This is a genomic window from Streptomyces sp. NBC_00400 (assembly GCF_036048035.1).
Classification (GTDB): domain Bacteria; phylum Actinomycetota; class Actinomycetes; order Streptomycetales; family Streptomycetaceae; genus Streptomyces.
Map to the genome: position 1 here is coordinate 6,162,560 of NZ_CP107940.1, position 24,365 is coordinate 6,186,924.

General features: G+C 72.6%; 20 protein-coding genes. 7 read left to right on the forward strand and 13 right to left on the reverse strand.

Annotation, left to right across the window (positions count from 1 at the left end):
- Positions 1–107 precede the first annotated feature (107 nt).
- The gene (locus OHS81_RS26975) at positions 108–1,028 is read left to right on the forward strand and encodes an SDR family oxidoreductase (RefSeq protein WP_328387292.1); all 921 of its coding nucleotides are present in this window, start codon (positions 108–110) and stop codon (positions 1,026–1,028) included.
- Positions 1,029–1,104: 76 nt separating this feature from the next.
- Here OHS81_RS26975 and OHS81_RS26980 read toward each other — a convergent pair whose 3' ends face one another.
- The 7 genes from OHS81_RS26980 to OHS81_RS27010 all read right to left on the reverse strand — a co-directional run bounded on the left by OHS81_RS26980 (position 1,105) and on the right by OHS81_RS27010 (position 12,832).
- Positions 1,105–2,193, reverse strand: coding sequence for a helix-turn-helix transcriptional regulator (locus OHS81_RS26980; RefSeq protein WP_328387294.1), 1,089 nt, complete (start codon positions 2,191–2,193; stop codon positions 1,105–1,107).
- An 863-nt stretch (positions 2,194–3,056) separates the two neighbouring features.
- A complete protein-coding gene (gene aceE, locus OHS81_RS26985; RefSeq protein ID WP_328387295.1) occupies positions 3,057–5,756 on the reverse strand; it encodes a pyruvate dehydrogenase (acetyl-transferring), homodimeric type in 2,700 nt (899 codons plus the stop codon).
- A 263-nt stretch (positions 5,757–6,019) separates the two neighbouring features.
- Complete coding sequence (locus OHS81_RS26990) at positions 6,020–6,643, reverse strand: GntR family transcriptional regulator (protein ID WP_328387297.1); 624 nt, start codon at positions 6,641–6,643, stop codon at positions 6,020–6,022.
- Between the two features lie 156 nt (positions 6,644–6,799).
- Positions 6,800–8,518, reverse strand: coding sequence for a 2-oxoglutarate dehydrogenase, E2 component, dihydrolipoamide succinyltransferase (gene sucB, locus OHS81_RS26995; RefSeq protein WP_328387299.1), 1,719 nt, complete (start codon positions 8,516–8,518; stop codon positions 6,800–6,802).
- Positions 8,519–8,574: 56 nt separating this feature from the next.
- Positions 8,575–9,963 (reverse strand): dihydrolipoyl dehydrogenase, encoded by a 1,389-nt coding sequence (gene lpdA, locus OHS81_RS27000; protein WP_328387301.1) that lies wholly within the window; start codon positions 9,961–9,963, stop codon positions 8,575–8,577.
- A 326-nt stretch (positions 9,964–10,289) separates the two neighbouring features.
- Positions 10,290–11,828 (reverse strand): leucyl aminopeptidase, encoded by a 1,539-nt coding sequence (locus tag OHS81_RS27005; protein ID WP_328387303.1) that lies wholly within the window; start codon positions 11,826–11,828, stop codon positions 10,290–10,292.
- A gap of 209 nt (positions 11,829–12,037) precedes the next feature.
- On the reverse strand, positions 12,038–12,832 hold the full coding sequence (locus OHS81_RS27010) for an adenosylcobinamide-GDP ribazoletransferase (protein ID WP_328387305.1): 795 nt from the start codon (positions 12,830–12,832) through the stop codon (positions 12,038–12,040).
- Between the two features lie 115 nt (positions 12,833–12,947).
- Here OHS81_RS27010 and OHS81_RS27015 point away from each other — a divergent pair, with 115 nt between their 5' ends.
- A complete protein-coding gene (locus OHS81_RS27015; protein ID WP_328387307.1) occupies positions 12,948–13,685 on the forward strand; it encodes a hypothetical protein in 738 nt (245 codons plus the stop codon).
- On the opposite strand, the gene OHS81_RS27020 is transcribed toward OHS81_RS27015, so the two are convergent.
- The 5 genes from OHS81_RS27020 to OHS81_RS27040 form a co-directional block, all read right to left on the reverse strand.
- The gene (locus OHS81_RS27020) at positions 13,660–14,436 is read right to left on the reverse strand and encodes a hypothetical protein (RefSeq protein WP_443058772.1); all 777 of its coding nucleotides are present in this window, start codon (positions 14,434–14,436) and stop codon (positions 13,660–13,662) included. The genes OHS81_RS27015 and OHS81_RS27020 overlap by 26 nt on opposite strands.
- Positions 14,433–16,199 (reverse strand): phosphatidylglycerol lysyltransferase domain-containing protein, encoded by a 1,767-nt coding sequence (locus OHS81_RS27025; protein WP_328387309.1) that lies wholly within the window; start codon positions 16,197–16,199, stop codon positions 14,433–14,435. Before OHS81_RS27025 ends, OHS81_RS27020 begins: the two co-directional genes overlap by 4 nt.
- Before the next feature lie 144 nt (positions 16,200–16,343).
- Positions 16,344–17,390 carry a nicotinate-nucleotide--dimethylbenzimidazole phosphoribosyltransferase gene (gene cobT / locus OHS81_RS27030; protein WP_328387311.1) on the reverse strand — a complete coding sequence of 349 codons (1,047 nt, stop codon included), beginning with the start codon at positions 17,388–17,390 and terminating at the stop codon, positions 16,344–16,346.
- A 21-nt stretch (positions 17,391–17,411) separates the two neighbouring features.
- Positions 17,412–18,164, reverse strand: coding sequence for a class I SAM-dependent methyltransferase (locus OHS81_RS27035; RefSeq protein WP_328387313.1), 753 nt, complete (start codon positions 18,162–18,164; stop codon positions 17,412–17,414).
- Between the two features lie 62 nt (positions 18,165–18,226).
- The gene (locus OHS81_RS27040) at positions 18,227–19,594 is read right to left on the reverse strand and encodes a bifunctional adenosylcobinamide kinase/adenosylcobinamide-phosphate guanylyltransferase (protein WP_328387315.1); all 1,368 of its coding nucleotides are present in this window, start codon (positions 19,592–19,594) and stop codon (positions 18,227–18,229) included.
- Between the two features lie 159 nt (positions 19,595–19,753).
- Between OHS81_RS27040 and OHS81_RS27045 the strand changes: the two genes are divergently transcribed.
- Positions 19,754–19,969, forward strand: a complete 216-nt coding sequence (locus OHS81_RS27045; RefSeq protein WP_129296797.1) for a hypothetical protein — start codon at positions 19,754–19,756, stop codon at positions 19,967–19,969.
- A 162-nt stretch (positions 19,970–20,131) separates the two neighbouring features.
- On the opposite strand, the gene OHS81_RS27050 is transcribed toward OHS81_RS27045, so the two are convergent.
- Positions 20,132–20,728 (reverse strand): DUF3043 domain-containing protein, encoded by a 597-nt coding sequence (locus OHS81_RS27050; RefSeq protein WP_328387319.1) that lies wholly within the window; start codon positions 20,726–20,728, stop codon positions 20,132–20,134.
- A 315-nt stretch (positions 20,729–21,043) separates the two neighbouring features.
- Between OHS81_RS27050 and OHS81_RS27055 the strand changes: the two genes are divergently transcribed.
- The 4 genes from OHS81_RS27055 (at position 21,044) to OHS81_RS27070 (ending at position 24,270) form a co-directional block, all read left to right on the forward strand.
- Positions 21,044–21,841: a PspA/IM30 family protein gene (locus OHS81_RS27055; protein WP_129296799.1), complete on the forward strand. Its 798-nt coding sequence runs from the start codon at positions 21,044–21,046 to the stop codon at positions 21,839–21,841.
- A 57-nt stretch (positions 21,842–21,898) separates the two neighbouring features.
- Complete coding sequence (gene pspAA, locus OHS81_RS27060) at positions 21,899–22,177, forward strand: PspA-associated protein PspAA (protein WP_328387322.1); 279 nt, start codon at positions 21,899–21,901, stop codon at positions 22,175–22,177.
- 108 nt (positions 22,178–22,285) lie between these two features.
- Entirely contained in the window at positions 22,286–23,587 is a 1,302-nt protein-coding gene (locus tag OHS81_RS27065) for a sensor histidine kinase (protein ID WP_328387324.1), read from the forward strand.
- The gene (locus OHS81_RS27070; protein ID WP_328387326.1) at positions 23,584–24,270 is read left to right on the forward strand and encodes a response regulator transcription factor; all 687 of its coding nucleotides are present in this window, start codon (positions 23,584–23,586) and stop codon (positions 24,268–24,270) included. Before OHS81_RS27065 ends, OHS81_RS27070 begins: the two co-directional genes overlap by 4 nt.
- The last annotated feature ends 95 nt before the right edge of the window (positions 24,271–24,365 follow it).

Sequence of the window (24,365 nt, forward strand, 5' to 3'; positions counted from 1 at the left end):
GATGACTCCGGACAGGCGGCCGATGAATCCTGACAGGAGATGTCGGGTTTCACTGCCACGGTCGCCGTGTACGGATGCGAGGCACCTGACAGCGAGGAGTGGCGTACATGACGGGACAGCGGGAACTGGCGGGACGGGTGGCGCTGGTGGCCGGGGCGACCCGCGGGGCCGGGCGGGCGATGGCGGTCGAGCTGGGGCGGGCCGGCGCCCTGGTGTATGTGACGGGGCGGACCACGAGGGAACGGGTCAGCGAGGTCGGCCGGGCCACCGAGACGATCGAGCAGACCGCGGAGCTGGTGAGCGCGGCGGGCGGCACCGGTATCGCCGTACCGACCGACCATCTGGACCCCGCGCAGGTCAAGGCGCTGACCGAGCGCATCGACCGGCAGCACGGCCGGCTGGATGTGCTGGTCAACAGCGTCTGGGGCGGCGACCGGCTGATCGAGTTCCACACCAAGCTGTGGGACCTCGACCTGGAGAACGGGCTGCGGATGTTCCGCCTCGGCATCGACACCCACGTCATCACCAGCCATTACGCCCTGCCCCTGCTGATCAGGCGGCCCGGCGGTCTGGTGGTCGAGGTCACCGACGGCACCGCCGCCTTCAACCGTACCTACCGGGACAACCTCTGCTTCGACCTCACCAAGAACGCGCCGCACCGCATCGCCTTCGGTCTCGCCGCCGAACTGAAGGAACACGGGGGCACGGCGGTCTCGCTCACCCCCGGCTTCCTCCGCTCCGAGGAGATGCTCGACCACTTCGGGGTGACGGAGGAGAACTGGCGCGATGCGGTGGCCGAGGAGCCGCACTTCGCCATCGCCGAATCGCCGGCCCTGATCGCCCGCGGCGTACGGGCGCTCGCCGCCGACCCGGCCAAGGAACGCTGGAGCGGCCGGTCGCTCTCCAGCGGGCAGCTGGCGAAGGAGTACGACTTCACCGACACGGACGGCTCGCGGCCCGACTGCTTCGGTTACTTCGAGGAGGTCGTCTTCGGCGGGAAGGAGGGCAGTGCGGAGGACTACCGCTGAGGACTACCGCTGACGGTGGCCGCTGACGCGGGCCGGTACCGGTAGGGGGCCGCCGGTGCCGGAGGCATCCGGCGGATCACGGTCCGCCGTCGCTCGGTCCGCCGTCGCCCGGTCCGCCCGCGTCCGGCCCGACTCCTGCGCCGTCCCCCTCCCGGTACAGCGCGGCCATCCGGCGGGCGGCCGAGGCGAGGCGCTCACGCAGCTCGGGGGGGGCGAGGATGTCGCCCTCCGGGCCGAGCGCCAGCAACTGGGCGTAGGCGACCTCGGCGGACTCCACGGCGAGTGTCACGGTCAGCCGGCCGTGCTCATCAGGACCGTCCGTGCTCTGCGCCCGCGCGATCGCCTCGCGGGCCGCGGCGCGTTCGGTGACGTACGGCAGCTGACGGACACCGCGCGGGGACAGCCGCAGCACCACCTCCTCGCGCAGGATCGACCGGGCGAACTCGGCCGCCCGTTGTGCCCAGAACTCCGGGAGATCGAAGGAAACATCACGGGCGAACCGCCCGCCGGTGCTGTCGGCGTCGTCGTCCCCGGAGGCGTTGCCGCTCCCGGCGGGCGCCACGGCGGTGAACCGGTCGACACGGTAGACGCGGTAGTCGCCCTGCGTACGCGCCGCCAGATACCAGACGCCCGCCTTCAGCACGAGGCCGTACGGCTCCAACTCCCGCTCCACCTCGGTGTCCTTGCGGAGGTAGCGGGCGGCGATCCGGCGGTCGTCCCAGACCGCGTCGGCGATCTCAGGGAGCAGGGCCGGTGTCTCGGGCTCCTGATACCACCCCGGTGCGTCGAGGTGAAAGCGCTGGGCGGCGCCGGTCGCGGCGTCCCGCAGCTCGGGCAGCAGGGCGGCGGAGACCTTCAGCCGGGCGGCGGACGCGGCGTCCGCAAGGCCCATCTCGCGCAGGGCGGAGGGCACTCCGGACAGGAAGAGGGCTTCCGCCTCGCTGCGGCCGAGGCCGGTGAGCCGCGTGCGGTAGCCGCCTATGAGGCGGTAGCCTCCGGCCCGGCCGCGGTCGGCGTAGACGGGCACCCCGGCCTCGGAGAGCGAGAGGACGTCCCGGGCGACCGTACGCTCGGAAACCTCCAGCTCCCGCGCCAGCTCGGCGGCCGTCATCGACGGTCGTGCTTGGAGCAGCAACACCATTCTGATCAGGCGGGCAGCGCGCATGGGTCCATGATGGGGGCCGCGGGGGCGTTGTTTGTCTGCGGGTGCGTTGTGGCTGGGCGCGCAGTTCCCCGCGCCCCTTTGGGGCGCCGTGGCGCCGGCCTCAGTGTCGCTGGTTGGTCTGTGGGGGCTGGCGCCGTGCGGGGTTCGTGAGTGCCGCGGGGGCCGGAGGGGACGCACCGGGACCCTCCCCCAGCCTTCGGCCGGGAGGTGCCCCCACGGCGCGGGCGGCCCTGGTACGTGCGATTGGTTGCCCCGGCGTTCGCTGCGGTCCTGCGGGCGGGTCCCGGTACATCCCCTCCGGCCTTCGTTCGTTCCCGTCTGCCGCCCGGTGGCACTGTCCGTCACCGATCACAAACGCACGCACGCCTCCGGCCAAGGAACGCCCAGTGCCCTGCCAAGGGGTGAGCTGGTGGTGGCCGTAACGGTGATCGGTACGGCGGACGGTCGCCAACGTGCGGCGGTCGGAGGGGATGTCCGGTGCCCCGCCCGCAGGACCGGAGCGAACGCCGGGGTACTCAATCCCATGGACCAGGGCCGCCCGCGCCGTGGGGGCACCTCCCGGCCGAAGGCTGGGGGAGGGGTACCGGGCGTCCCCTCCGACCCACCACCCGCAATGACAAGGCGCACCGGCCGCAGCCACCGGCAACGCGCGCCTGGCCAGACACCACACAGACACAAAAACAGCCCGGCCCGGCCGTAGTCAGGGCGTGGTCGGCCGGGCCGGTGGTGGTTTCCCGTGTGGAGGCCCCGGGCGCGGGAAGGTGGCCTCCACACGGGAGTGGGGGTGCCCCGGAGGGCGGGCGGCGCCCGGTGCGGGCCGGGGCCGCCGGCGAGGCACGGGCCGCGGTGCGGCGGCCCCTGGCTCACAGGCCGTAGCGCTCCCTGGCCTCCTTGACCGCCTCCGGCTTGACCTGGCCGCGACGGGCAAGGGCGGCGAGCGCCTGGACGACCACCGACTGCGGGTCGACGCCGAAGTGGCGGCGGGCCGCCTCGCGGGTGTCGGACAGGCCGAAGCCGTCGGTGCCGATGGAGGTCCAGTCCTGCTCGACCCAGGGGGCGATCTGGTCGGGGACCGCCCGCATCCAGTCGCTCACCGCGACGACCGGGCCGGGGGCGCCGGCCAGCGCACGGGTGACGTACGGGATCCGGTCCTCGCCCTCCAGGCGGGCGGCATCGCACTCCAGGGCGTCGCGGCGCAGCTCCGTCCAGGACGGCGCCGACCAGACGTCCGCCGCCACGCCCCAGTCGTCGGCCAGCAGCTGCTGCGCCTCCAGGGCCCAGTGGATGGCGGTGCCGGACGCGAGCAGCTGCAGCTGCGGGCTGTCGGCCTCGGGCCTGGTGCCCTCGTTGAAGCGGTACAGGCCCTTGAGGATGCCCTCCTCGACGCCCTCCGGCATGGCCGGCTGGACCTTGGTCTCGTTGTAGACCGTGAGGTAGTAGAAGACGTCCTCGGCGTCCGGGCCGTACATCCGGCGCAGGCCCTCCTTGACGATGACCGCGACCTCGTAGGCGAAGGCCGGGTCGTAGGAGAGCGCCGCCGGGTTGGTGGAGGCGATCAGGTGCGAGTGGCCGTCGGCATGCTGAAGGCCCTCGCCGGTCATCGTCGTACGGCCCGCGGTGGCGCCGATGACGAAGCCCCGGCCCAACTGGTCGGCCAGCGCCCAGAACTGGTCGGCGGTGCGCTGCCAGCCGAACATCGAGTAGAAGATGTAGAAGGGGATCATCGGCTCGCCGTGCGTCGCGTACGACGTCGCGGCGGCGGTGAAGTCGGCGAGCGAACCGGCCTCGGTGATGCCCTCGTTGAGGATCTGGCCGTCCTTGGCTTCCTTGTACCAAAGGAGCTGGTCACGGTCGACCGGGTCGTACGTCGCGCCCTTGGGGGAGTAGAGGCCGGCGGTCGGGAAGAGCGATTCCATACCGAAGGTGCGGGCCTCGTCGGGGACGATCGGGACCCAGCGCTTGCCGGTCTCCTTGTCCCGCATCAGGTCCTTGACCAGCCGGACGAACGCCATGGTGGTGGCGATCTCCTGGCTGCCGGAGCCCTTCTTCAGGGCGTCGAAGGCCTTGTCGGCGGGCATCGGCAGCGGCTTGGCGACGACCTTGCGGGCGGGGGCCGGGCCGTCGAGGGCGGCGCGCCGCTCGCGCAGGTACACCATCTCGGGGGAGTCGTCGGCCGGGCGCCAGTACGGCACCTGGTCGCCCTCCAGCGCGCTGTCCGGGATGGGGAGTTCGAGGACGTCACGCATGGTGCGGAACTCCGCCATGGTGAGCTTCTTCATCTGGTGGTTGGCGTTGCGGGACTCGAAGCCCGCGCCGAGGGTGTAGCCCTTGACGGTCTGCGCCAGGATGACGGTCGGGGCGCCCTGGTGCTCGACGGCGGCCTTGTAGGCGGCGTACACCTTGCGCGGCTCGTGGCCCGCGCGGGAGGTCTGGAACAGCTCCAGCAGCTTGGCGTCGGTGAGGTTGCGGGCGAGGGCCTGCAGGGACTCGTTGGCGCCGAAGAAGTGCTCGCGCAGGTAGGCGGCGTCGCGGGTGGCGTACGTCTGGAACTGCGCGTCGGGGGTCTCGCCGAGGCGGCGGATCAGCGCGCCGTCGGTGTCGAGCGCGAAGATCTCGTCCCAGGCCTGGCCCCACAGCGACTTGACGACGTTCCAGCCGGCCGCGCGGAACTGGGCCTCCAGCTCCTGCACGATCTTGAAGTTGGGGCGGACCGGGCCGTCGAGGCGCTGCAGGTTGCAGTTGATGACGAAGGTCAGGTTGTCCAGGCCCTCGCGGCCCGCGAGCGCCAGTGCGGCGGTCGACTCGGGCTCGTCCATCTCGCCGTCGCCCAGGAAGGCCCAGACGTGGGAGTGGGCGGTGTCCTTGATGCCGCGGTGCTCCAGGTAGCGGTTGAAGCGCGCCTGGTAGATGGCGGAGAGCGGGCCCAGTCCCATGGAGACGGTGGGGAACTCCCACAGCCAGGGCAGCCGCCGCGGGTGCGGGTAGGAGGGCAGGCCCTCGCCGCCGGCCTCCTGGCGGAAGTGGTCGAGGTGGTCCTCGGTGAGGCGGCCTTCGAGGAAGGCGCGGGCGTAGATGCCGGGGGAGGCGTGGCCCTGGATGTAGAGCTGGTCGCCGCTGCCTCCCCCAGCTACCGCTGGGGATGCCCCCAGCCCTTCCTTGCCGCGGAAGAAGTGCTGGAAGCCGGTCTCGTAGAGCCAGGCGGCGGAGGCGAAGGTGGCGATGTGGCCGCCGAGCCCCAGGGCGGAGCCGCGGGTCACCATCGCGGCGGCGTTCCAGCGGTTCCAGGCCGTGATCCGGGCCTCCATCGCCTCGTCGCCGGGGAAGGCGGGCTCGGCGGAGGTCGGGATGGTGTTGACGTAGTCCGTCTCCAGGAGGGACGGCAGGGCGGTGCCTTCGGTGCGCGCGGTGTGCTCCAGGGCGCGGCGCATCAGGTACGCGGCGCGCTGGGGGCCCGCCGCCTCGGTGACGGCGTCAAGCGACTCGCGCCACTCGGCGGTCTCCTCGGGGTCGCGGTCCGGGAGCTGGTCGAGCTGGCTGTACGGCAGGCGCACGGGATCGGGCATGGGTGGCCCCTTTCCGGACGGGAGGTAGCTCGGGGGTGCCGTCGTGACCGGCCGCGTCCTTCAGGGTGGACGGCGGCCTGACGACACCCCCTACGAGTTCGGCAGGCAGGGTTGTCGCGCCCCGACGGAAGACGATACGCCTCTGATCGATGATCGATCAACGGTCTCCGGGCGAATAACCGCAGGTCGGCACGGGGTGCCGCATTTTCGGGCACCGCGTGCCAGCCGGAAAGAGGGGGCCGCCGGCCCCGCCCGAGGCCTCCTCAGACCCGAGGTGCGCAGCTCAGGACGTGTGACTTGAGCAAGGCGCCGATCTTCGGGTCGCGCCGCCGGAACGCGTCCACGATCTCCTGGTGGTCCTGGGCGTGCGAGCGCGGCTCCGGGCTGAACCAGCGGATCGACAGCGTCGTCCAGACCTCGATGCCCAGCGACTCCCAGGTGTGCAGCAGGACGGCGTTACCGGCGGCCCCCACGATCTCCCGGTGGAAGGCCACCGTGTGCCGCACCTGCGCCTCCCCGTCACCGGTCAGTTCCGCCTCGCGCAGCGCCGCCACCTCGCGGTCCAGCGCCACGGTGTCCTCGGCCAGCCGTCCGGCGGCCAGTTCGGCGGCCACCTGCTCCAGCCCGGCCCGTACCGGATAGCTCTCCTTGAGGTCGTCCGCGGTCAGATTCCGTACCCGTACGCCCTTGTTCGGCGCCGATTCGATCAGCTGCAGCGACTCCAGCTCCCGCAGCGCCTCCCGTACGGGCGTCTGGCTGACCTCCAGCTCCACCGCGATCCGCCGCTCCACGATCCGCTCGCCCGGCTGCCAGCGGCCGCTGACGATCCCCTCGAGGATGTGCTCGCGGATCTGCTCGCGCAGCGAATGGACGACGGGCGGGGTCATGAGGTGCTCCTTCAGAGCGCGTGGTGACGAGGGGGCCATTATCCGGGACGGGCGGAAGGGCCCGGGCGAAAGTGCTCAGGACGCGCAAAGGGGCCGGCCCCGGCTCGTACGAACCGGGGCCGACCCCTTTGCACACCTATGGCGTGACTGCCGGAATCAGAGACCGATCTCGGTCTCGAACTCGGCGGCCTCCAGGATCTGCTTGACCGTGGTCAGGTAGCGGGCGGCGTCCGCGCCGTCCACCAGACGGTGGTCGTAGGAGAGCGCCAGGTAGGTCATGTCGCGCACCGCGATGGTCTCGCCGAGGTCCGGGTGGTTGATGACCACCGGGCGCTTGACGGTCGCACCGATGCCCAGGATGCCGACCTGGTTCGGGGGCACGATGACGGTGTCGAACAGGGCGCCGCGCGAACCGGTGTTGCTGATGGTGAAGGTCGCACCGGACAGCTCGTCCGGCGTGATCTTGTTCGCGCGGACCTTGCCCGCCAGGTCCGCCGTCTTGCGGGCGATACCGGCGATGTTGAGGTCACCGGCGTCCTTGATGACCGGGGTCATCAGGCCCTTCTCCGCGTCCACCGCGATACCGACGTTCTCGGTGTCGAAGTAGGTGATGGTGCCCTCGTCCTCGTTGATCCGGGCGTTGACGACCGGGTGGGCCTTCAGCGCCTGGACCGCGGCCTTGACGAAGAACGGCATCGGGGAGAGCTTGACGCCCTCACGCTGCGCGAACCCGTCCTTGGCCTTGTTGCGCATCCGCATGATCGCGGTGATGTCCACCTCGACCACGGAGGTCAGCTGCGCCTGGCCGTGCAGGGCCTTCATCATGTTGTCGCCGATGACCTTGCGCATCCGCGGCATCTTGACGGTCTGGCCGCGCAGCGGGGACGCCTCGATGACCGGGGCCTTGGAGGCGGCCGGGGCGGCGGCCGGAGCCGGCGCGGCCGCCTTGGCGGCCTCGGCGGCGGCGATGACGTCCTGCTTGCGGATGCGGCCACCGACACCGGTGCCCTTGACCGTGGACAGGTCGACGCCGTTCTCCGCGGCGAGCTTGCGCACCAGCGGGGTGACGTAGGCGCCGTCGCCCTCACCGGCGACCGGGGCCGGGGCGGGGGCAGCGGCCGGCTTGGGGGCCGGAGCCGGAGCGGCCGGAGCCGGAGCCGGGGCGGGCGCCGGGGTGGCAGCGGCCGGAGCGGGTGCCGGAGCCGGTGCCGGGGCGGGCTCCGGAGCGGCGGCCGGGGCCGGAGCGGCCGGGGCCGGGGCGGCGGCCGGAGCGGCGCCGGCCGCACCGATGACGGCGAGCTTGGCGCCGACCTCGGCGGTCTCGTCCTCACCGACGACGATCTCCAGCAGAGTGCCGGACGTCGGGGCAGGGATCTCGGTGTCGACCTTGTCGGTGGAGACCTCCAGCAGCGGCTCGTCGGCCTGGACCTCCTCGCCGACCTCCTTCAGCCAGCGGGTGACGGTGCCCTCGGTGACGCTCTCGCCGAGCGCGGGGAGGACGACGTCCGTGCCCTCGGCGCCGCCCGCGGGGGCAGCGGCGGGGGCGGGGGCCTCGGCAGCCGGAGCCGGCTCGGGCTGCGCCTCGGCCGCAGGGGCCTCGGCGGCGGCCGGAGCCGCCTCGGCCGCGGGTGCACCGCTGCCGTCGTCGATGAGGGCCAGCTCGGCGCCGACCTCCACGGTCTCGTCCTCGGCCACCTTGATGGCGGACAGGACGCCGGCCGCCGGGGCCGGGATCTCGGTGTCGACCTTGTCGGTCGACACCTCGAGCAGCGGCTCGTCGGCCTCGACGCGCTCACCCTCGGCCTTGAGCCAGCGAGTGACGGTGCCCTCGGTGACGCTCTCGCCGAGCGCCGGCAGGGTTACGGAAACCGCCATGGTTTCAGTTGCTCCTTACAAGTGTGGTGCGGATGTGGTCGCGCCCGGGACTGGGGTCAGTCGTGGGAGTGGAGAGGCTTGCCGGCCAGGGCCAGGTGGGCCTCGCCGAGGGCCTCGTTCTGCGTCGGGTGCGCGTGCACGAGCTGCGCAACCTCGGCCGGCAGGGCCTCCCAGTTGTAGACCAGCTGGGCCTCACCGACCTGCTCGCCCATACGGTCACCGACCATGTGGACGCCGACCACGGCACCGTCCTTGACCTGGACGAGCTTGATCTCGCCCGTGGTCTTCAGGATCTTGCTCTTGCCGTTGCCCGCGAGGTTGTACTTGAGAGCGACGACCTTGTCGGCGCCGTACAACTCCTTGGCCTTGGCCTCGGTGATGCCCACCGAAGCGACCTCGGGGTGGCAGTACGTGACGCGCGGCACGCCGTCGTAGTCGATCGGCACGGTCTTCTGACCGGCCAGCCGCTCCGCCACCAGCATGCCCTCGGCGAAGCCGACGTGGGCGAGCTGGAGGGTGGGAACGAGGTCACCGACGGCCGAGATGGTCGGCACGTTGGTCTGCATGTACTCGTCGACGAGGACGTAGCCGCGGTCCGTCGCGACGCCCTGCTCCTCGTAGCCCAGGCCCGCCGAGACCGGCCCGCGGCCGATCGCGACCAGCAGCACCTCGGCCTCGAAGGTCTTGCCGTCGGCGAGGGTGACCTGCACGCCGTCGGCGGTGTACTCGGCCTTGTCGAAGAAGGTGCCGAGGTTGAACTTGATGCCGCGCTTGCGGAAGGCCCGCTCCAGCAGCTTGGAGCTGTTCTCGTCCTCGACCGGGACGAGGTGCTTGAGGCCCTCGATGATGGTCACGTCGGTGCCGAAGGACTTCCACGCGGAGGCGAACTCGACGCCGATGACGCCGCCGCCCAGCACGATCGCGGACTTCGGCACGCGGTCCAGCGTGAGCGCGTGGTCCGAGGAGATGATGCGGTTGCCGTCGATCTCCAGGCCCGGCAGCGACTTCGGCACGGAGCCGGTCGCCAGCAGGACGTGGCGGCCCTGGACACGCTGGCCGTTCACATCGACGGAGGTCGGGGAGGACAGCCGGCCCTCACCCTCGATGTACGTCACCTTGCGGGAGGCGATCAGGCCCTGCAGGCCCTTGTACAGGCCCGAGATGACCTCGTCCTTGTACTTGTGGACCGCCTCGATGTCGATGCCCTCGAAGGTGGCCTTGACACCGAACTGCTCACTCTCGCGAGCCTGGTCGGCGATCTCACCGGCGTGCAGCAGAGCCTTGGTGGGGATGCAGCCGTTGTGCAGGCAGGTACCGCCGACCTTGCCCTTCTCGATCAGGGCGACGTCCAGGCCCAGCTGCGCCCCGCGCAGGGCAGCGGCGTAACCACCGCTACCGCCTCCGAGGATCACTAGGTCGAAAACGGTGCTGGCGTCGTTCGCCACGTCACGTCCTCCATGCATGGGTACGCCGGAGCCGGTCTCCGATGACCGGGCGGCGGCTGTGGTTCGGCCGCTTTTACTTCGGCCCTGGGTAAGGGGGGCCCTGTCCTGCCGAGAACCCATCTTCGCACTTGTTCAACGAAGCCGGGACGGCGGGCCGGTCTCAGGGCGGACGATCAGCCGCCTCGTAAGGGTTACCGGCGCGTACTTGCGTACGGATTTCGTTGAGGGCGAACACGGGGCGCGGGCGCGCGTACGGCCCCGGGCGGTATGCCCGGGGCCGTACGGAAATGACGGGCAAGGGGGAGGAAGCTCCCCCGGGGCGGCCGTCAGCCCAGGTCGCCCGCGGCGGTGCGCTCCGCCAGCCGCACCAGGGTGCGCACCGCGGATCCCGTGCCGCCCTTGGGGGTGTAGCCCCACGGCGCGCCTTCGTGGAACGCCGGGCCCGCGATGTCCAGGTGGGCCCAGGTGATGCCCTCGCCGATGAACTCCTTGAGGAAGAGCCCGGCGACCAGGCCGCTGCCCATCCGCTCACCCATGTTGGCGATGTCGGCAACCGGGGAGTCCATGCCCTTGCGCAGCTCGGACGGCATCGGCATCGGCCAGGACTGCTCGCCGACCTCCTCCGCGATCTCGTGGATCGAGGTGCGGAACGCGTCGTCGTTGGCCATGATCCCGAAGGTGCGGTTGCCCAGCGCCAGCACCATCGCGCCGGTCAGGGTGGCGACGTCCACGATCGCGTCCGGGGTCTCCTCCGAGGCGCGGGTCAGCGCGTCGGCCAGCACCAGCCGGCCCTCGGCGTCGGTGTTCAGCACCTCGACGGTCTTGCCGCTGTACATGGTCAGCACGTCACCGGGACGGGTGGCGGAGCCGGACGGCATGTTCTCGGCGAGCGCCAGCCAGCCGGTGACGTTCACCTCCAGGCCCAGCCTGGCGGCGGTCACGACGGCGGCGAACACCGCGGCGGCGCCGCTCATGTCGCACTTCATGGTCTCGTTGTGGCCGGCCGGCTTGAGCGAGATACCGCCCGAGTCGTAGGTGATGCCCTTGCCGACCAGGGCCAGGGTCTTGTTCGCCTTGGGGTGCGTGTGCGCGATCCGCACCAGCCGCGGCGGGGCCTCCGCTCCCTGGCCGACGCCCAGCAGGCCGCCGTAGCCGCCCTTCTTGAGCGCCTTCTCGTCCAGCACCTCGACCTTGAGGCCGAACTCCTTGGCCGCGGCCTGCGCCTCGGCCGCGAAGGCCTTCGGGTCGAGGTCGTTGGGGGGCATGTTGATCAGGTCGCGGGCGCGGTTGATCTCCGCGGCCAGGGCCTGGGCGCGCTCGGCGGCGGCCTTGAACTCCTTGTCACGCGGCTTGCCGCCCAGGAGCGCGACCTCCGCGAGCGGCGCCGACTTGGCGTCGTTCTTCTTGCCGCCCTTGGCGCCGTTGCCGTTGCTGCGGTAGGCGGTGAAGGAGTACGCGCCGAGCAGCGCACCCTCGCTCACCGCGGCGGCCGCCTCGGCGTCCTCGACGGGCAGCGCGAAGGCGGCCTTCTTGGTGCCGGTCAGGGCGCGGGCGGCGCTGCCCGCGGCGCGCCGCAGCGCCTCGGTCCCGTAGCCGTCGTCCTTGCCCGGCGCCTCGCCGAGGCCGGCCGCCAGCACGACCGGTGCCTTGAGGCCGTCGGCGGCGGGCAGCTTGGTCACCTCGCCCTCGGCACCACTTGCGCCGAGGGTCTCCAGCACAGCGGCGAGCTTGCCGCCGAAGGCCTTGTCCACGGCCTCCGCGCCGGGGGCGACAACGACGCCCTTGGCGCCCTTGGCCACGCCGACGACGACGGCATCCGCACGCACCGTTGCGGCGGAAGAAGTACTGAGGGTCAGTGCAGTCACGGTGATGAAGGTCCTGTTCCGTCCGGGGAATCCGTCTGCGCGCAGCGCGCTGCTGCGGCCGAGCCTACGCTCGGCGGCGCCACAAGGCCCGTCCAATACCACACCGGCACATAACGGGGCCGGGGGAGTGAGCGGTTTGCGGGGTGAACTGCCCTTATTTGTCGCGGAGTCAGGGGAAACGGGAGGCGCGCCCGGGCGTGGGCCGTGAGCTACCCGAGAGCCAGCGCCACCACTGCCGTGAGCCCCGCGCTCTCCGCGAGCGCCCCGAACACATCGCCGGTCACCCCGCCCAGCCGCCGCCGGCAGTGCCGCAGCAGCAGCTCGCCCAGTCCGAGGCCGAGCAGCGCCGCGAGCCCGGCGTGCAGCGCGCCGTACGCACCGAACGCGGCACCGGCCGCCGCGCATCCGGCCACCACAGCCCCCGCGCACAGCAGCGCCGCCCGCACCGGGACGGTGCCCGCGACCGCCGCGCCGAGCCCTTCCGGACGGGCGGCCGGCACCCCCGCACGGGAGGCGAGGGTCAGCGCGCAGCGCGCGGTGACCGCACCGACGGCCGCCGCGACGGCGCCGCGTGCCCAGCCGTCCGCGTACAGCGCCTCCAGCGCGGCCACCTGGGCCAGCAGGGCGAACAGCAGCGTGATGACCCCGAACGGGCCGATATCGGACTGCTTCATGATGCGCAGCGCCTCGTCGGCGGGCTTGCCGCTGCCCAGCCCGTCGGCGGTGTCGGCGAGCCCGTCCAGATGCAGCCCGCGGGTGAGCACGGCGGGTACCACGGCGGTGGCGACCGCGGCGAGCAGCGGACCGCCGCCGAGCAGCAGCAGCGCCGCGCCGAGCGCGGCCGCGCACAGCCCGGCCACCAGTCCGGCCAGCGGCGCGCAGAGCATGCCGCCGCGCGCCGCCTCCCGGTCCCAGCGGGTGACGCGTACCGGCAGCACGGTCAGCGTGCCGAAGGTGAAGCGCAGGGCGTCGAGGAGGGCCGGGGGAGCGGGGGTGTCGGTCACCGCGGCAGGCTATCCGGGCGCCTGCCGCATTCGACCGCCGGTCCGGGCCGTCACCCGTCAAACCGGGCCGCAGGGTGGTGAAGTGTCCCTACCCGACAAATGGGGAGCGTGTGGGATGGGCCACTGGTGGTACCGCAATATCGTCGAGCCGGGGAAGCTGCCGCTGCTGCTCGCCCTTGCCTCCTTCGTGCTGACCTTCCTCGTGACCCGGGCCGTCACCCGGCTCATCCGTGCGGGCAAGGGGCCGTTCCGCAACATCACCCCCGGCGGTGTGCACGTCCATCACGTGGTGCCCGGCGTGATCCTGATGGTCCTCGGCGGGTTCATCGCCCTCGCGGGCGGCCGGCGCGGCTTCGGTTCCGGTGTCGCCGCGGTGCTCTTCGGTATCGGCGTGGGCCTCGTCCTCGACGAGTTCGCGCTGATCCTCCACCTCGACGATGTGTACTGGACCGAGGAGGGCACCAAGAGCGTCGAGATCGTCATCCTCACCGTCGCCCTGGTGGCTCTGATCCTCGCCGGCTTCCTGCCGTTCGGCGTCAACGAACTCGGCCCGGAGGAGAGCACCGACCGCTTCACGGTCGTGCGGACCGTGGCCGTCAACTTCCTCTTCGCGCTCATCGCGCTCACCAAGGGCAAGGGCCGGATCGCGCTCATCGGGGTCCTCGTGCCGTTCGTCGCGCTCTTCGGCGCGATCCGGCTGGCCCGCCCCAACTCGCCCTGGGCCAGGCGCTTCTACCGCAAGCGCCCGAAGGCGCGGGCCCGTGCCCGGGTCCGCGCCTACCGTCACGACCGCCGCTGGTCGGCCCTGCGCCGCAAGGCCGAGCATGTCATCGGGGGCGCTCCCAGCCGCTGACCCGCGGTGCGTCCCCCGGCCCGCGCAGCCGCCCCACCTCCCACAGCGTGCACACCACGAGCACCGCCAGCACCGCCGCGACATGCTCCTTGCCCGCCAGGTTGTTCTTGATGGACACCACCTCGACGACCATCGCCACGGCGACCGCGGCACAGGTGCACCACGCGCGGTAGCGCCAGCACACGAAGACCGCCAGTCCCACCACGGCCGCCGACGGCCCGGTGTCGATGACGTACTTGTCCGAGTCGGGCAGCCCGAGCGGGCTCACCGGGCCGATCCAGATGCCGATCCGCGCGTACATCGTCCCGGCGAGCGTGGCGACATAGGCGACCAGCAGCGTCTGCCGCCGGCCCACACAGATCTCCGCGATCCCGAAGACCACCAGGATCTGCACCAGCGCCCCCCACACCGGAAGGTCCAGCGCCGGGACGAACAGCGACAGGGGGGTGCGCAGCAACGCCACCCACAGGTGCTCCCAGGCCTGTACGGAGCCGATGTTCTGGACCGTCCGATAGCCCCAGGACTGGTTCTGCACGAAGTGGAGGACCAGGGTCAGGCACACCGCGGTGAGCGTCAGCGGAATGGCCCGCAGCTTCGCCGTGACCAGCGAGGACCGTACCGTCCGCAGGAGCGGGCCCCACTCGCGCAGCGCGGCGCGGACCGGGGCGGACAGCTCCTGCCGCCCCGGGGCGGGGCCCTCCCGCCGCCCCGGCACCGGCCCGCCCTGCTGCCCCGCACCGGCCGCGCTCACCTCGCATGCTCCAGGTGCGTGCGGTTCAGCCACTTGGGCAGACCGGGGGCTTCCAGAAAGCCTTCCGCACGGCCGGCGGCGATGCCGATCCGCAGCAGATCGGTGCTCTTTTCGAAGAGCATGTAGCGCGGCTCCCAGATCGGCCGGTATTTCGCATTGGCGCGATAGAGCGATTCGATCTGCCACCACCGGGAGAAGAAGCTGAGCAGTGAGCGCCACAGGCGCAGCACCGGGCCCGCGCCGAGCCGCGATCCACGTTCGAAGACGGAACGGAACATCGCGAAGTTCAGCGAGAGTTGAGTGACCTCCACCTCTTTCGCCCGCTGGATCAACTCCAGCACCATGAACTCCATCAGGCCGTTCTCGGAGTTCCGGTCCCGCCGCATCAGATCCAGCGACAGGCCCTTTTCGCCCCAGGGCACAAAGCTGAGCAGCGCCCGCAGCTCGCCCGCTTCCTCCCCCGCGCCGCCGTCGCGGCATTCGAGCATCACGCAGCGCCCGTCGCCCACGTCGCCGAGCCGGCCCAGCGCCATCGAGAAACCGCGCTCGGTCTCCCCGTCGCGCCAGTCGTCGGCCAGCCGCAGCAGCTCGGCCATCTCCGCTGCCGGGATGTCCTCGTGGCGCCGGATACGGACGGTGTAGCCGGCCCGCTCGACGCGGTGGTAGGCCTGCCGTACGGTGCGCATCGCGCGGCCGCCGAGGGTGAACTCCGCGGTGTCCACGATCGCTTCGTCGCCCAGCTCCAGCGCGTCCAGACCGTGCCGGGCGTAGATCGTGCCGCCCTCCTCGCTCGCGCCCATCACCGCGGGCGCCCAGCCGTGCTCCCGGGCCTCGGCCAGCCACACCTCGATCGCCCCGGGCCAGGCCTCGGGGTCCCCCAGCGGATCGCCGGAGGCCAGCGACACTCCGCCCACGACGCGGTAGGTGACCGCCGCCTTGCCGCTGGGGGAGAACAGCACACTCTTGTCGCGGCGCAGCGCGAAGTAGCCCAGCGAGTCACGGTCGCCGTGCCGCGCGAGGAGTGCGCGCAGCCGCTCCTCGTCGTCCTCGGTGATCGCCTCGGTGCTGCGGACGGACCGGAACGCCGCCCACAGCACCGCGACCAGCAGCAGCGTGCTGAGCACATTGATCGTGACATTGACCCAGTTCGGGGTGGCGATCTCCGGAAAGGCGCGGTCGTCGGCGGCCAGCGACACCAGCCGCATCAGGCCGTAGCGCCAGCGCTGCACAAACGTCGAGGCGCCGTCCCCCGCGGTGTTGGTGACGGTCACCAGCAGGGCCGCCAGCAGCGAGGCCACCAGCAGACCGCCGGCCGCGACCGCCGCCGCCAGCTTCGGGTTCGTACGGTCGCCCTTCGCGGAGAACTCGCGGCGCCCCACCACCAGCGCCGCGGCGAACACCACGGTCACCCCCAGCGACACCCAGTTCTGCGCATGCCCGCGGAACTCCGGGGCCGCCACCATCCCGTATCCGAAGAGCAGCGCCAGCAGCCCGGACAGCACCAGATTCAAAATCCAGGCCGCCCGCTTGCGCCGCCGCAGGGTCACCGACAAGAAGAGCGAGAAGGCGCCGGAGGCGAACCCCGCCGTCAGCAGATACGGAGTAAAGAATTCCGCGATGTTGTGCCGGCGGATGTCATTGCCGAACGACACCCATACCGCGCTCAGCAGATTGATGAAGGTGACCGTGCGCAGATACCAGATACCGAATGCGGCACCACGCTGTGACCACGTGCCGTGCGGGCGGTCTTCGTCCGGACTCAAGCGATGTCTCCCATAAAACGTGTAAAGCGTGATCTTATGGGGAGCCGCCGGTGGTCCGGTACGGGCAGGACGTGGTGAGCGCCCGGGCCGGGCGCTCGTCCGCTCGCTTCCTGTGGCGGCCGGCCGGGGTGGGCCGGCGCCGGGTCAGTCGCGTACGGGCAGTTCTGCCGCCAGGGCCGCGGCCGCCCGTACCAATGGCAAGGCCAGCAGCGCCCCGGTCCCCTCTCCGGCAGTGACGCCGTGGTCGAGCAGAGGGTTGAGTGCGATCCGGTCCAGCGCCTTCGCCTGGGCCGGCTCCCCGCTCGCCTGCCCGGCCACCCACCAGTCCGGCGCCCGGAACGCCACCCGCTGCGCCACCAGCGCACAGGCCGCCGAGACCACCCCGTCCAGGATCACGGGAGTGCGGCGCACCGCGCTCTGCAGCAGGAAGCCGGTCATCGCGGTCAGATCCGCACCGCCGACCGCGGCCAGCAGCTCCAGCTGGTCACCGAGCACCGGACGGGCCCGCCGCAGCGCGTCGCGGATCGCCGCGCACTTGCGCATCCAGGCCAGATCGTCGATGGGAGCGCCGCCCCGCCCGGTGACCACCGAGGCGTCCGTACCGCACAGCGCGGCGATCAGCGTGCTCGCCGCGGTCGTCCCGCCGACGCTCAGATCACCCAGCACCACCAGATCGGTGCCCGCGTCCGCCTCCTCGTCGGCGACGGCCATCCCGGCCCGGAACGCCGCCTCGGCCTCCCCGGCCGTCAGCGCGTCCTCGATGTCGATCCGTCCCGAACCGCGCCGCACCCGGTGCCGGGTGACGTCCTCGGGCAGCTCCTGCGGGTCGCAGTCCACCGCCAGATCCACCACCCGCAGCTGCGCCCCGGCGCCCCGGGCCAGCACCGCGGCCGGGCTCGCCCCGTCCAGCACGGCCCGTACGAGATCCCTGGTGCCGCCGGCCGGCCGGGCCGACACCCCCAGTTCCGCCACCCCGTGATCGCCCGCGAACAGCAGCACCCGCGGCCGCTCGACGGGCCGCACCGGCACCTGCTGCTGCGCGGCGGCCAGCCACTCGCCCAGCTCGTCCAGGCGGCCGAGCGCACCCGGCGGCACGGCCAGCCGGGCCCGCCGCTCCTCGGCATCACGGCGTGCACCGCCATCGGGGCGCTCGATCAGGTGGGCGAAGTCGTCGAGGTTCAAGGCGCTCATTGGGCGCAGATTACCGTCAACTCACCGCTGACGAAGCGCACCGGGGGGAACGGCCCGGGGCGAGGTGGCCGAGGCGAACCGGACCTCGCACACCAGCGGGGTCAGCGCGCGCAGCACCGGGACGTGGTGTCCGCGCCACACCAGCCGGGACCACAGGCCGCCCGCCGCCGCGCCGCCCGGCACCGGGCCGATTTCGCGCACCGCGACGATGCCCGGGTGCAGGCAGGCCACCCGCGGCAGTTGGGCACGGTCCAGCCCCCAGCGCGGGGCCGGCCACCGGCCGCCGGCCGCGGCGGCCCGCCTCGCCAGCGCGGTCGCCCGTCCTGGCAGCGCGTCAAAGACCAGCACACCGCCGGGAAACCGCTCCGCACACGCCGCCAGCAGCGCGCGCACCGCGGGCGGCGGCAGCCGCATCAGCACCCCGGGAGCCGTGACGACGACCCCGCGCCACGGCTCCGGCACCGCGTCCAGCCAGGCGTGATCGGTCACCGCGCGGGCCACGGTCCGCCGCCGGGCGCCGTCCGGGAGCAGTATCCGGCGGGCCGCCGCGGTCTTCGGGGGCACCACCGTCAGCCAGGTCAGCCGCCCGTTGTCCAGCCGCCAGAAGCCGGTGCCCAGCCCCTCGCCGAGCGCGACCACCGTCGCCTCCGGATGCCGCTCCAGATAGGCGCGCACGGCCGCGTCGAAAAGCCGCCCGCGCCCGCGGGGCTCCCGCACGGTCCCCGCCGCCCACCCGGCCGGCGCTTCGGATTCGGTCCGCTCGGATTCGGTCACGGGTCAAGAGCACCCGGCGCCGCGCCCCCGGGCAAGCGGACACGGGCCGCGCCGGGCCCGTGTCATCCACGCAGCGCAAGCGCCTGCCCCGCGACGACCAGCAGCACCTGCTCGCACTCCGCGGCGAACGCGGCGTTCAGCCGCCCCAGTTCGTCACGGAACCGACGGCCCGCCGGGGTCGCCGGGACGACCCCGGACCCGACCTCGTTGCTCACCGCCACCACCGGCCTGCGCGTCTCGCGCAGCGCCGCCACCAGCGCATCGGTCCGCTTCCGCAGCGCCTCCCGGCCGCCGGCCTCCCAGGTCGCGTCGTCCCACGCCCGGACGTCGTCCATGACATGCGTCAGCCACAGCGCCAGACAGTCGATCAGCAGCGGCGAGGTCCCGGCCGGGCGGCCGGTACCGGGGCCGGGGCCCGCACCGGGCGCGCCGGCTCCGGTGCCGGGCACGGCACCTCCCCGGCCCGGGCCCGCGGCTTCCGCGCCCGGCCCGGCGGCTTCCGTGTCCGGCCCGGCCCCCAGCAGCGGCAGCAGATCGCAGGTCTCGACGGTGCGCCAGCTGCTGGGGCGCCGCTCACGGTGCAGCGAGACCCGCTGCGCCCAGTCCTGGTCACCGTCCCGGGTCCCCCCGGTGGCCACGTACACCACGTCGGGGAAGGCCGCGAGCCGCCGCTCCGCCTCCACCGACTTGCCGCTGCGCGCCCCGCCCAGCACCAGGGTCCGCCGCGGCAGATCCGGCACCGCGTGAAACTCGCCGACCACCAGCGTGCTGCCGTCCGCGACCGCGCGGGCCCCCACCGCCGCGAGCCTGCGGTGCAGTTCGGGCCCCGGCGGCACACCGTGGTCGAGGTGCACGGCGACCACGTCCGTCGCCGCGTCGACCGCGCCGCTCGCCCGCAGCCTGGCCAGCGCATCGGGCCGCTTCGCCACGTCGAGCAGCACCAGGTCGTAGGGGCCGGTGCCGCCGGCGCCCGCCTCACCACCGTCCGCCGCCCGGCCGTTCCCGTTGCCCAGTCCGGCCGGCGCCGCGCCCGGTGGCAGATACAGCAGCCGCTCGCCGTCCGCGCCGGAGATCTCATAGCCGGTACCGGGGATGTCCACCGCGACGGCGCGCACCCGGTGCCCGTCGAGCAGCGCCAGCTCCCGCCCGTCCGCGACCCGGCCCGGCTGCGGCAGCCCGGCCGGCACCTCCAGCACCGGGCCGTCGTGCGGATGGGAGAGCAGTACCTGCCGTACGCCCGCCAGGGACTGCCCGGCCCGGGCGGCCGCGAAGGCCGGGCCCGGCGTCAGGTCGATCATCAGCGCGCCGTCGACGAGCAGCGCGGTCGCCGCCCGCGCCTCGTCGCCGACGGCGGTCGCACAGGCGGCACACGGGCAGCCGGGGCGCGGCAGCCCCTGCGGGGCCCCGGTGCCAAGGAGAGTCACATCCACACCGCCGAGTTTCCCGCGTCCACGCCGGGCGGGCGCGGCGGGGGCGGACTCGACACGGCCGTTAGGCTGCCGATCAGCACGGAAGCACGGCACCGGGGGTGCGTCAGGACGCGCCCGCGGTGGCACAGATTCGTACTCGGTGGGATCCAGGAGGCGCACATGGCGTGGACGTGGCGGTTCGAGAAGGCCGACGGTTCGGAGACGGCGCCGGCCGTGCAACCGGAGGAGTTCACCACCCAGGGCGACGCGGAGTCCTGGATCGGCGAGGAGTGGAAGGCCCTCCTCGAAGGCGGCGTCGACCAGGTCAGGCTCTTCGAGGACGGCACCGAGATCTACGCGGGCCCGATGAGCCTGCACGCGGCCGCGGAGGACTGAGCCCCGACGACGCGACGGGGCCCGGCCGGCCTCGAACGACGCTTGGCCGGGCCCGCACGGGCCCGGCCAAGCATCCACATCAAACCGCCGCGACGGCGCGCGACCACAACGGCGGGGGTCCGGCGGAACAGGGGACGTCCCCAGCCGCCAGGTACGGCGCCCTTAAGGCCGCTGCCCCCGCTTCACCTGCGGCTTCGGCAGCCGCAGCCGCCGCATCTGCAGCGTCCGCATCACCGCGTACGCCTTCACGCCCTTGAGGTTTTCGTTCGGGAAGCGCTCCTGCAGCCGCTTGCCCAGACGGAACCAGATCAGGACCGAGTCGAGCACGATCAGCACGATGATCACGAGCCACAGCAGCAGCGCGATGCTCTGGATCGACGGCACCCGGATCATGGTGAGCACCAGGATCACCACGGCCATCGGCAGGAAGAACTCGGCGACGCACCAGCGGGAGTCGACGAAGTCGCGCGCGAAGCGGCGCACGGGCCCCTTGTCGCGCACCGGCAGATACCGCTCGTCGCCGCTGGCCATCGCCTCGCGCTGGCGGGCCATGTCGACCCGGCGGGCCTCACGCTGGGCCTTCGCCGCGTCCTTGCGGTTCGTGGGCGTATGCGCACGGGAGCGGCGCTGTGACTGGGCATCGCTGCGTTTGGGCGTCGGGCGGCCCTTGGGGGCCTGCGGATCGCGGGGCTGCTGGGGCTGGTCCGCGGTCACCTTGGCGGTCGCGGCCTGCTCATCCTTCGAACGGCTTCGGAACACAACACCCAAGAGTACGTGCTCGCCGCGGGTGAGCCACGGTCCGACGGGGCACGATCCGGCAACGGCGCTTGTGGAAACCGGCGTCTGGCCAGGCCGGAACCCATGCGCTACCGGGACAGAGCGGACATCGTGCCGATAGTCCGGACTCTCCCTACTCCTTGCGCGGGAGAAGAACGCGCCCCGATCGTCCTGGAGGAGGAGCACATCCGGGCGCGAACAGTGCGGTAATGGAACCAGGGCCCGTACTGTGGGGTCTGTAGATGTGCTGGAGCCTAAGCCCGAGGTGACTCGGCCAGAAGGGGGCGCGCGAGGCCCATGAGCGATGGTGTCATGAAGCGGATGGGAATGATCTTCCGCGCGAAGGCCAACAAGGCCCTGGACCGGGCCGAAGACCCGCGCGAAACCCTCGATTACTCGTACCAGAAGCAGCTGGAGCTGCTGCAGAAGGTGCGCCGCGGCGTCGCCGACGTGGCGACCTCCCGCAAGCGCCTGGAGCTGCAGCTCAACCAGCTCCAGGGCCAGTCCGCCAAGCTGGAGGACCAGGGCCGCAAGGCGCTGGCGCTCGGCCGTGAGGACCTGGCCCGCGAGGCGCTGAGCCGGCGCAGCGCGCTGCAGCAGCAGGTCACCGACCTGGAGACGCAGCACCAGACGCTGCAGGGCGAGGAGGAAAAGCTCACGCTCGCGGCGCAGCGGCTGCAGGCCAAGGTCGACGCCTTCCGTACGAAGAAGGAGACGATCAAGGCCACCTACACGGCCGCCCAGGCCCAGACCCGGATCGGCGAGGCCTTCTCCGGCATCTCCGAGGAGATGGGCGACGTCGGCATGGCCATCCAGCGTGCGGAGGACAAGACCGCGCAGCTGCAGGCCAGGGCCGGTGCCCTCGACGAGCTGATGGCCTCCGGCGCGCTGGACGACCCGACCGGCATGGCCAAGGACGACATCACCGCCGAGCTGGACCGGCTCTCCGGCGGCAGCGACGTCGAACTGGAGCTGCAGCGGATGAAGGCCGAGCTCGCGGGAGGCTCGTCCGGCCAGCAGGCCATCGAGGGCGGTCAGAACGGCGGGGCACAGTCCGCCCCGCAGCAGGACCGGCCGCGTTTCGACAAGCAGTGACGGCCGGCGGCGGATAGCCTCGCCGGAGATCGTCGGACCGGACCAAGGGAGACCGTCGTGATCGTACGGATCATGGGGGAGGGCCAGGTGAAGCTGGACGATGCCCACTTCACCGAGCTCAACCGACTGGACGATGAGCTGCTGGCCGAGATGGAGAGCAACGACGAAGCAGGTTTCCAGCGCACTCTCGATGCCCTGCTGGACGCGGTCCGCCGGCTCGGTACACCGCTTCCCGACGATGCCCTCGAACCGTCCGAACTCATCCTGCCGTCCGCGGACGCCTCTCTCGAAGAGGTCCGGGAAATGCTCAGCGACGACGGCCTCATCCCGGGCTGAACCCCGGTCCGGTCCCGGCCCGGCCCCGGTCCGGCCCCGCCCGGTCACTCCACTCCAGCGCACGGCGCCCCGGTCCCCCGATGGGCCGGGGCGCTACCGTTTGCTCTTGTGAGCCACCTCGACCCCCGCCCGGACGCGCCCCGCGCCGGCCGCTTCCCGTGGCAGCGGGCCCGTCCGCTCGCCTTCGACACCGTCCTGGCGGTGGCCGTCTTCGCGTGCGTCCTGTGCGGCGCGGTGGCCGACCCGCACGGCCCGCACGGCCCGCGGTTCGGCGCTCACCACCTCTCCGCCACGACCGTGTGCTTCGCCGCGCTGGCCTGTGCCGCCCTGGTGCTGCGCCGCCGGCTGCCCCGTACGGTCCTGGCCGTCACCGGCGTCTGCACCATCGTCGAACTGCTCGCGCGCTCCAGTGACCCGCGCGCCCCCGTGGCCGCCTCCGCGGTGATCGCCCTCTACAGCCTGGCCTCGCGCACCGACCGGCCCACCACCTGGCGGATCGGCGCGCTGACCGTCGTCGTCCTGACCGCCGCCGCGATGCTCTTCGGCCCCCGCCCCTGGTACGCGCAGGAGAACATCGCGATCTTCGCCTGGACGGGCATGGCCGCGGCGGCCGGCGACGCGGTCCGCAGCCGCCGGGCCTTCGTCGACGCCATCCGTGAGCGCGCCGAACGCGCCGAGCGCACCCGCGAGGAGGAGGCCCGGCGCCGGGTCGCCGAGGAGCGCCTGCGGATCGCCCGTGAGCTGCACGATGTCGTCGCCCACCACATCGCCCTGGTCAACGTCCAGGCCGGCGTCGCCTCGCATGTCATGGACAACCGCCCCGACCAGGCCAAAGAGGCGCTGGCGCACGTCCGCGAGGCATCCCGCTCGGCGCTGGAGGAACTCCGTGCCACGGTCGGCCTGTTGCGGCAGTCCGACGACCCCAAGGCGCCGACCGAGCCGGCGCCCGGCCTCGGCGTCCTCGACCAGCTCGTCGACGGGTTCGTCCGCGCCGGGATCCCCGTCGATCTGGAGATCCCGCACGAGCCCCGCCCGCTGCCCGCCTCCGTCGACCTCACCGCCTACCGTGTGGTCCAGGAAGCGCTCACCAACGTCCACAAGCACGCCGGCGAGGGGGCCCGCGCGACGGTGCGGATCCTGCACTCCGAGACCGCGCTGACCGTGACCGTCCTGGACGACGGCGCGGGCCGGGCCGGCATCCCGCGGCAGAAGGGCGGCGACCGGCCGCCCGTGGAGGTGGGCGGGCCCGGCGAAATGGAGGACAGCGGCGGCGGCCACGGCCTGATCGGGATGCGCGAGCGGGTCTTCGCGCTGCGCGGCACGGTCGTGACCGGCCCGCGCGCGGCCGGCGGCTTCCAGGTGCGGGTCACCCTTCCGCTGCACACCGTCCGTACGGGGGAGTCAACATGACGATCAAGGTGCTGCTCGCCGACGACCAGACGCTGCTGCGCAGCGCCTTCAGGGTGCTGGTCGACTCCGAGCCGGACATGGAGGTGGTGGCGGAGGCCTCCGACGGCGCCCAGGCGTACGAGCTGACCCGGGCGAAGCGCCCCGACGTGGTCCTGATGGACATCCGGATGCCCGGGGTGGACGGCCTGGCGGCCACCCGCATGATCAGCGAGGACCCGGAGCTCACCGGCGTCCGGGTGGTCATCCTGACGACCTTCGAGGTCGACGACTATGTGGTGCAGTCGCTGCGGGCCGGTGCCAGCGGCTTCCTCGGCAAGGGTGCCGAGCCGGACGAGATGCTGGGCGCGATCCGGATCGCGGCGGCCGGCGAGGCGCTGCTGTCGCCCGTCGCGACCAAGGGCCTGATCGCCAAGTTCCTTGCGCAGGGCGGCAGTACGGGGGACGGCGGGCCCGGCGGCCGGGGCGCCGAGCGGCTGGCGACGCTGACCGGCCGCGAGCGGGAGGTGCTGACCCTGGTGGCCGGCGGGCTGTCCAACGACGGGATCGCCGAGCAGCTGGCGGTCAGCCCGCTCACCGTCAAGACGCATGTGAACCGCGCGATGGCCAAACTCGGTGCCCGCGACCGGGCCCAGCTGGTGGTCATCGCCTACGAGTCCGGACTCGTACGCCCACGGGTGCAGTGAAGGGGGAGGGGCCCGTACTCCCAACGCGGTACGGGCCCCGGCCGGAAACCGACCTGCGAGCGAGGAAAACCGGCCAGGGCATGGCGGAAGGTGTA

Excerpts from the sequence above, each read along its gene's own strand:
- OHS81_RS26975 (WP_328387292.1), top strand. The coding sequence starts at position 108 with ATGACGGGACAGCGGGAACTGGCGGGACGGGTGGCGCTGGTGGCCGGG.
- OHS81_RS26980 (WP_328387294.1), bottom strand. The coding sequence starts at position 2,193 with ATGCGCGCTGCCCGCCTGATCAGAATGGTGTTGCTGCTCCAAGCACGA.
- aceE (WP_328387295.1), bottom strand. The coding sequence starts at position 5,756 with ATGCCCGATCCCGTGCGCCTGCCGTACAGCCAGCTCGACCAGCTCCCG.
- OHS81_RS26990 (WP_328387297.1), bottom strand. The coding sequence starts at position 6,643 with ATGACCCCGCCCGTCGTCCATTCGCTGCGCGAGCAGATCCGCGAGCAC.
- sucB (WP_328387299.1), bottom strand. The coding sequence starts at position 8,518 with ATGGCGGTTTCCGTAACCCTGCCGGCGCTCGGCGAGAGCGTCACCGAG.
- OHS81_RS27015 (WP_328387307.1), top strand. The coding sequence starts at position 12,948 with ATGGGCCACTGGTGGTACCGCAATATCGTCGAGCCGGGGAAGCTGCCG.
- cobT (WP_328387311.1), bottom strand. The coding sequence starts at position 17,390 with ATGAGCGCCTTGAACCTCGACGACTTCGCCCACCTGATCGAGCGCCCC.
- OHS81_RS27045 (WP_129296797.1), top strand. The coding sequence starts at position 19,754 with ATGGCGTGGACGTGGCGGTTCGAGAAGGCCGACGGTTCGGAGACGGCG.
- OHS81_RS27055 (WP_129296799.1), top strand. The coding sequence starts at position 21,044 with ATGAGCGATGGTGTCATGAAGCGGATGGGAATGATCTTCCGCGCGAAG.
- OHS81_RS27070 (WP_328387326.1), top strand. The coding sequence starts at position 23,584 with ATGACGATCAAGGTGCTGCTCGCCGACGACCAGACGCTGCTGCGCAGC.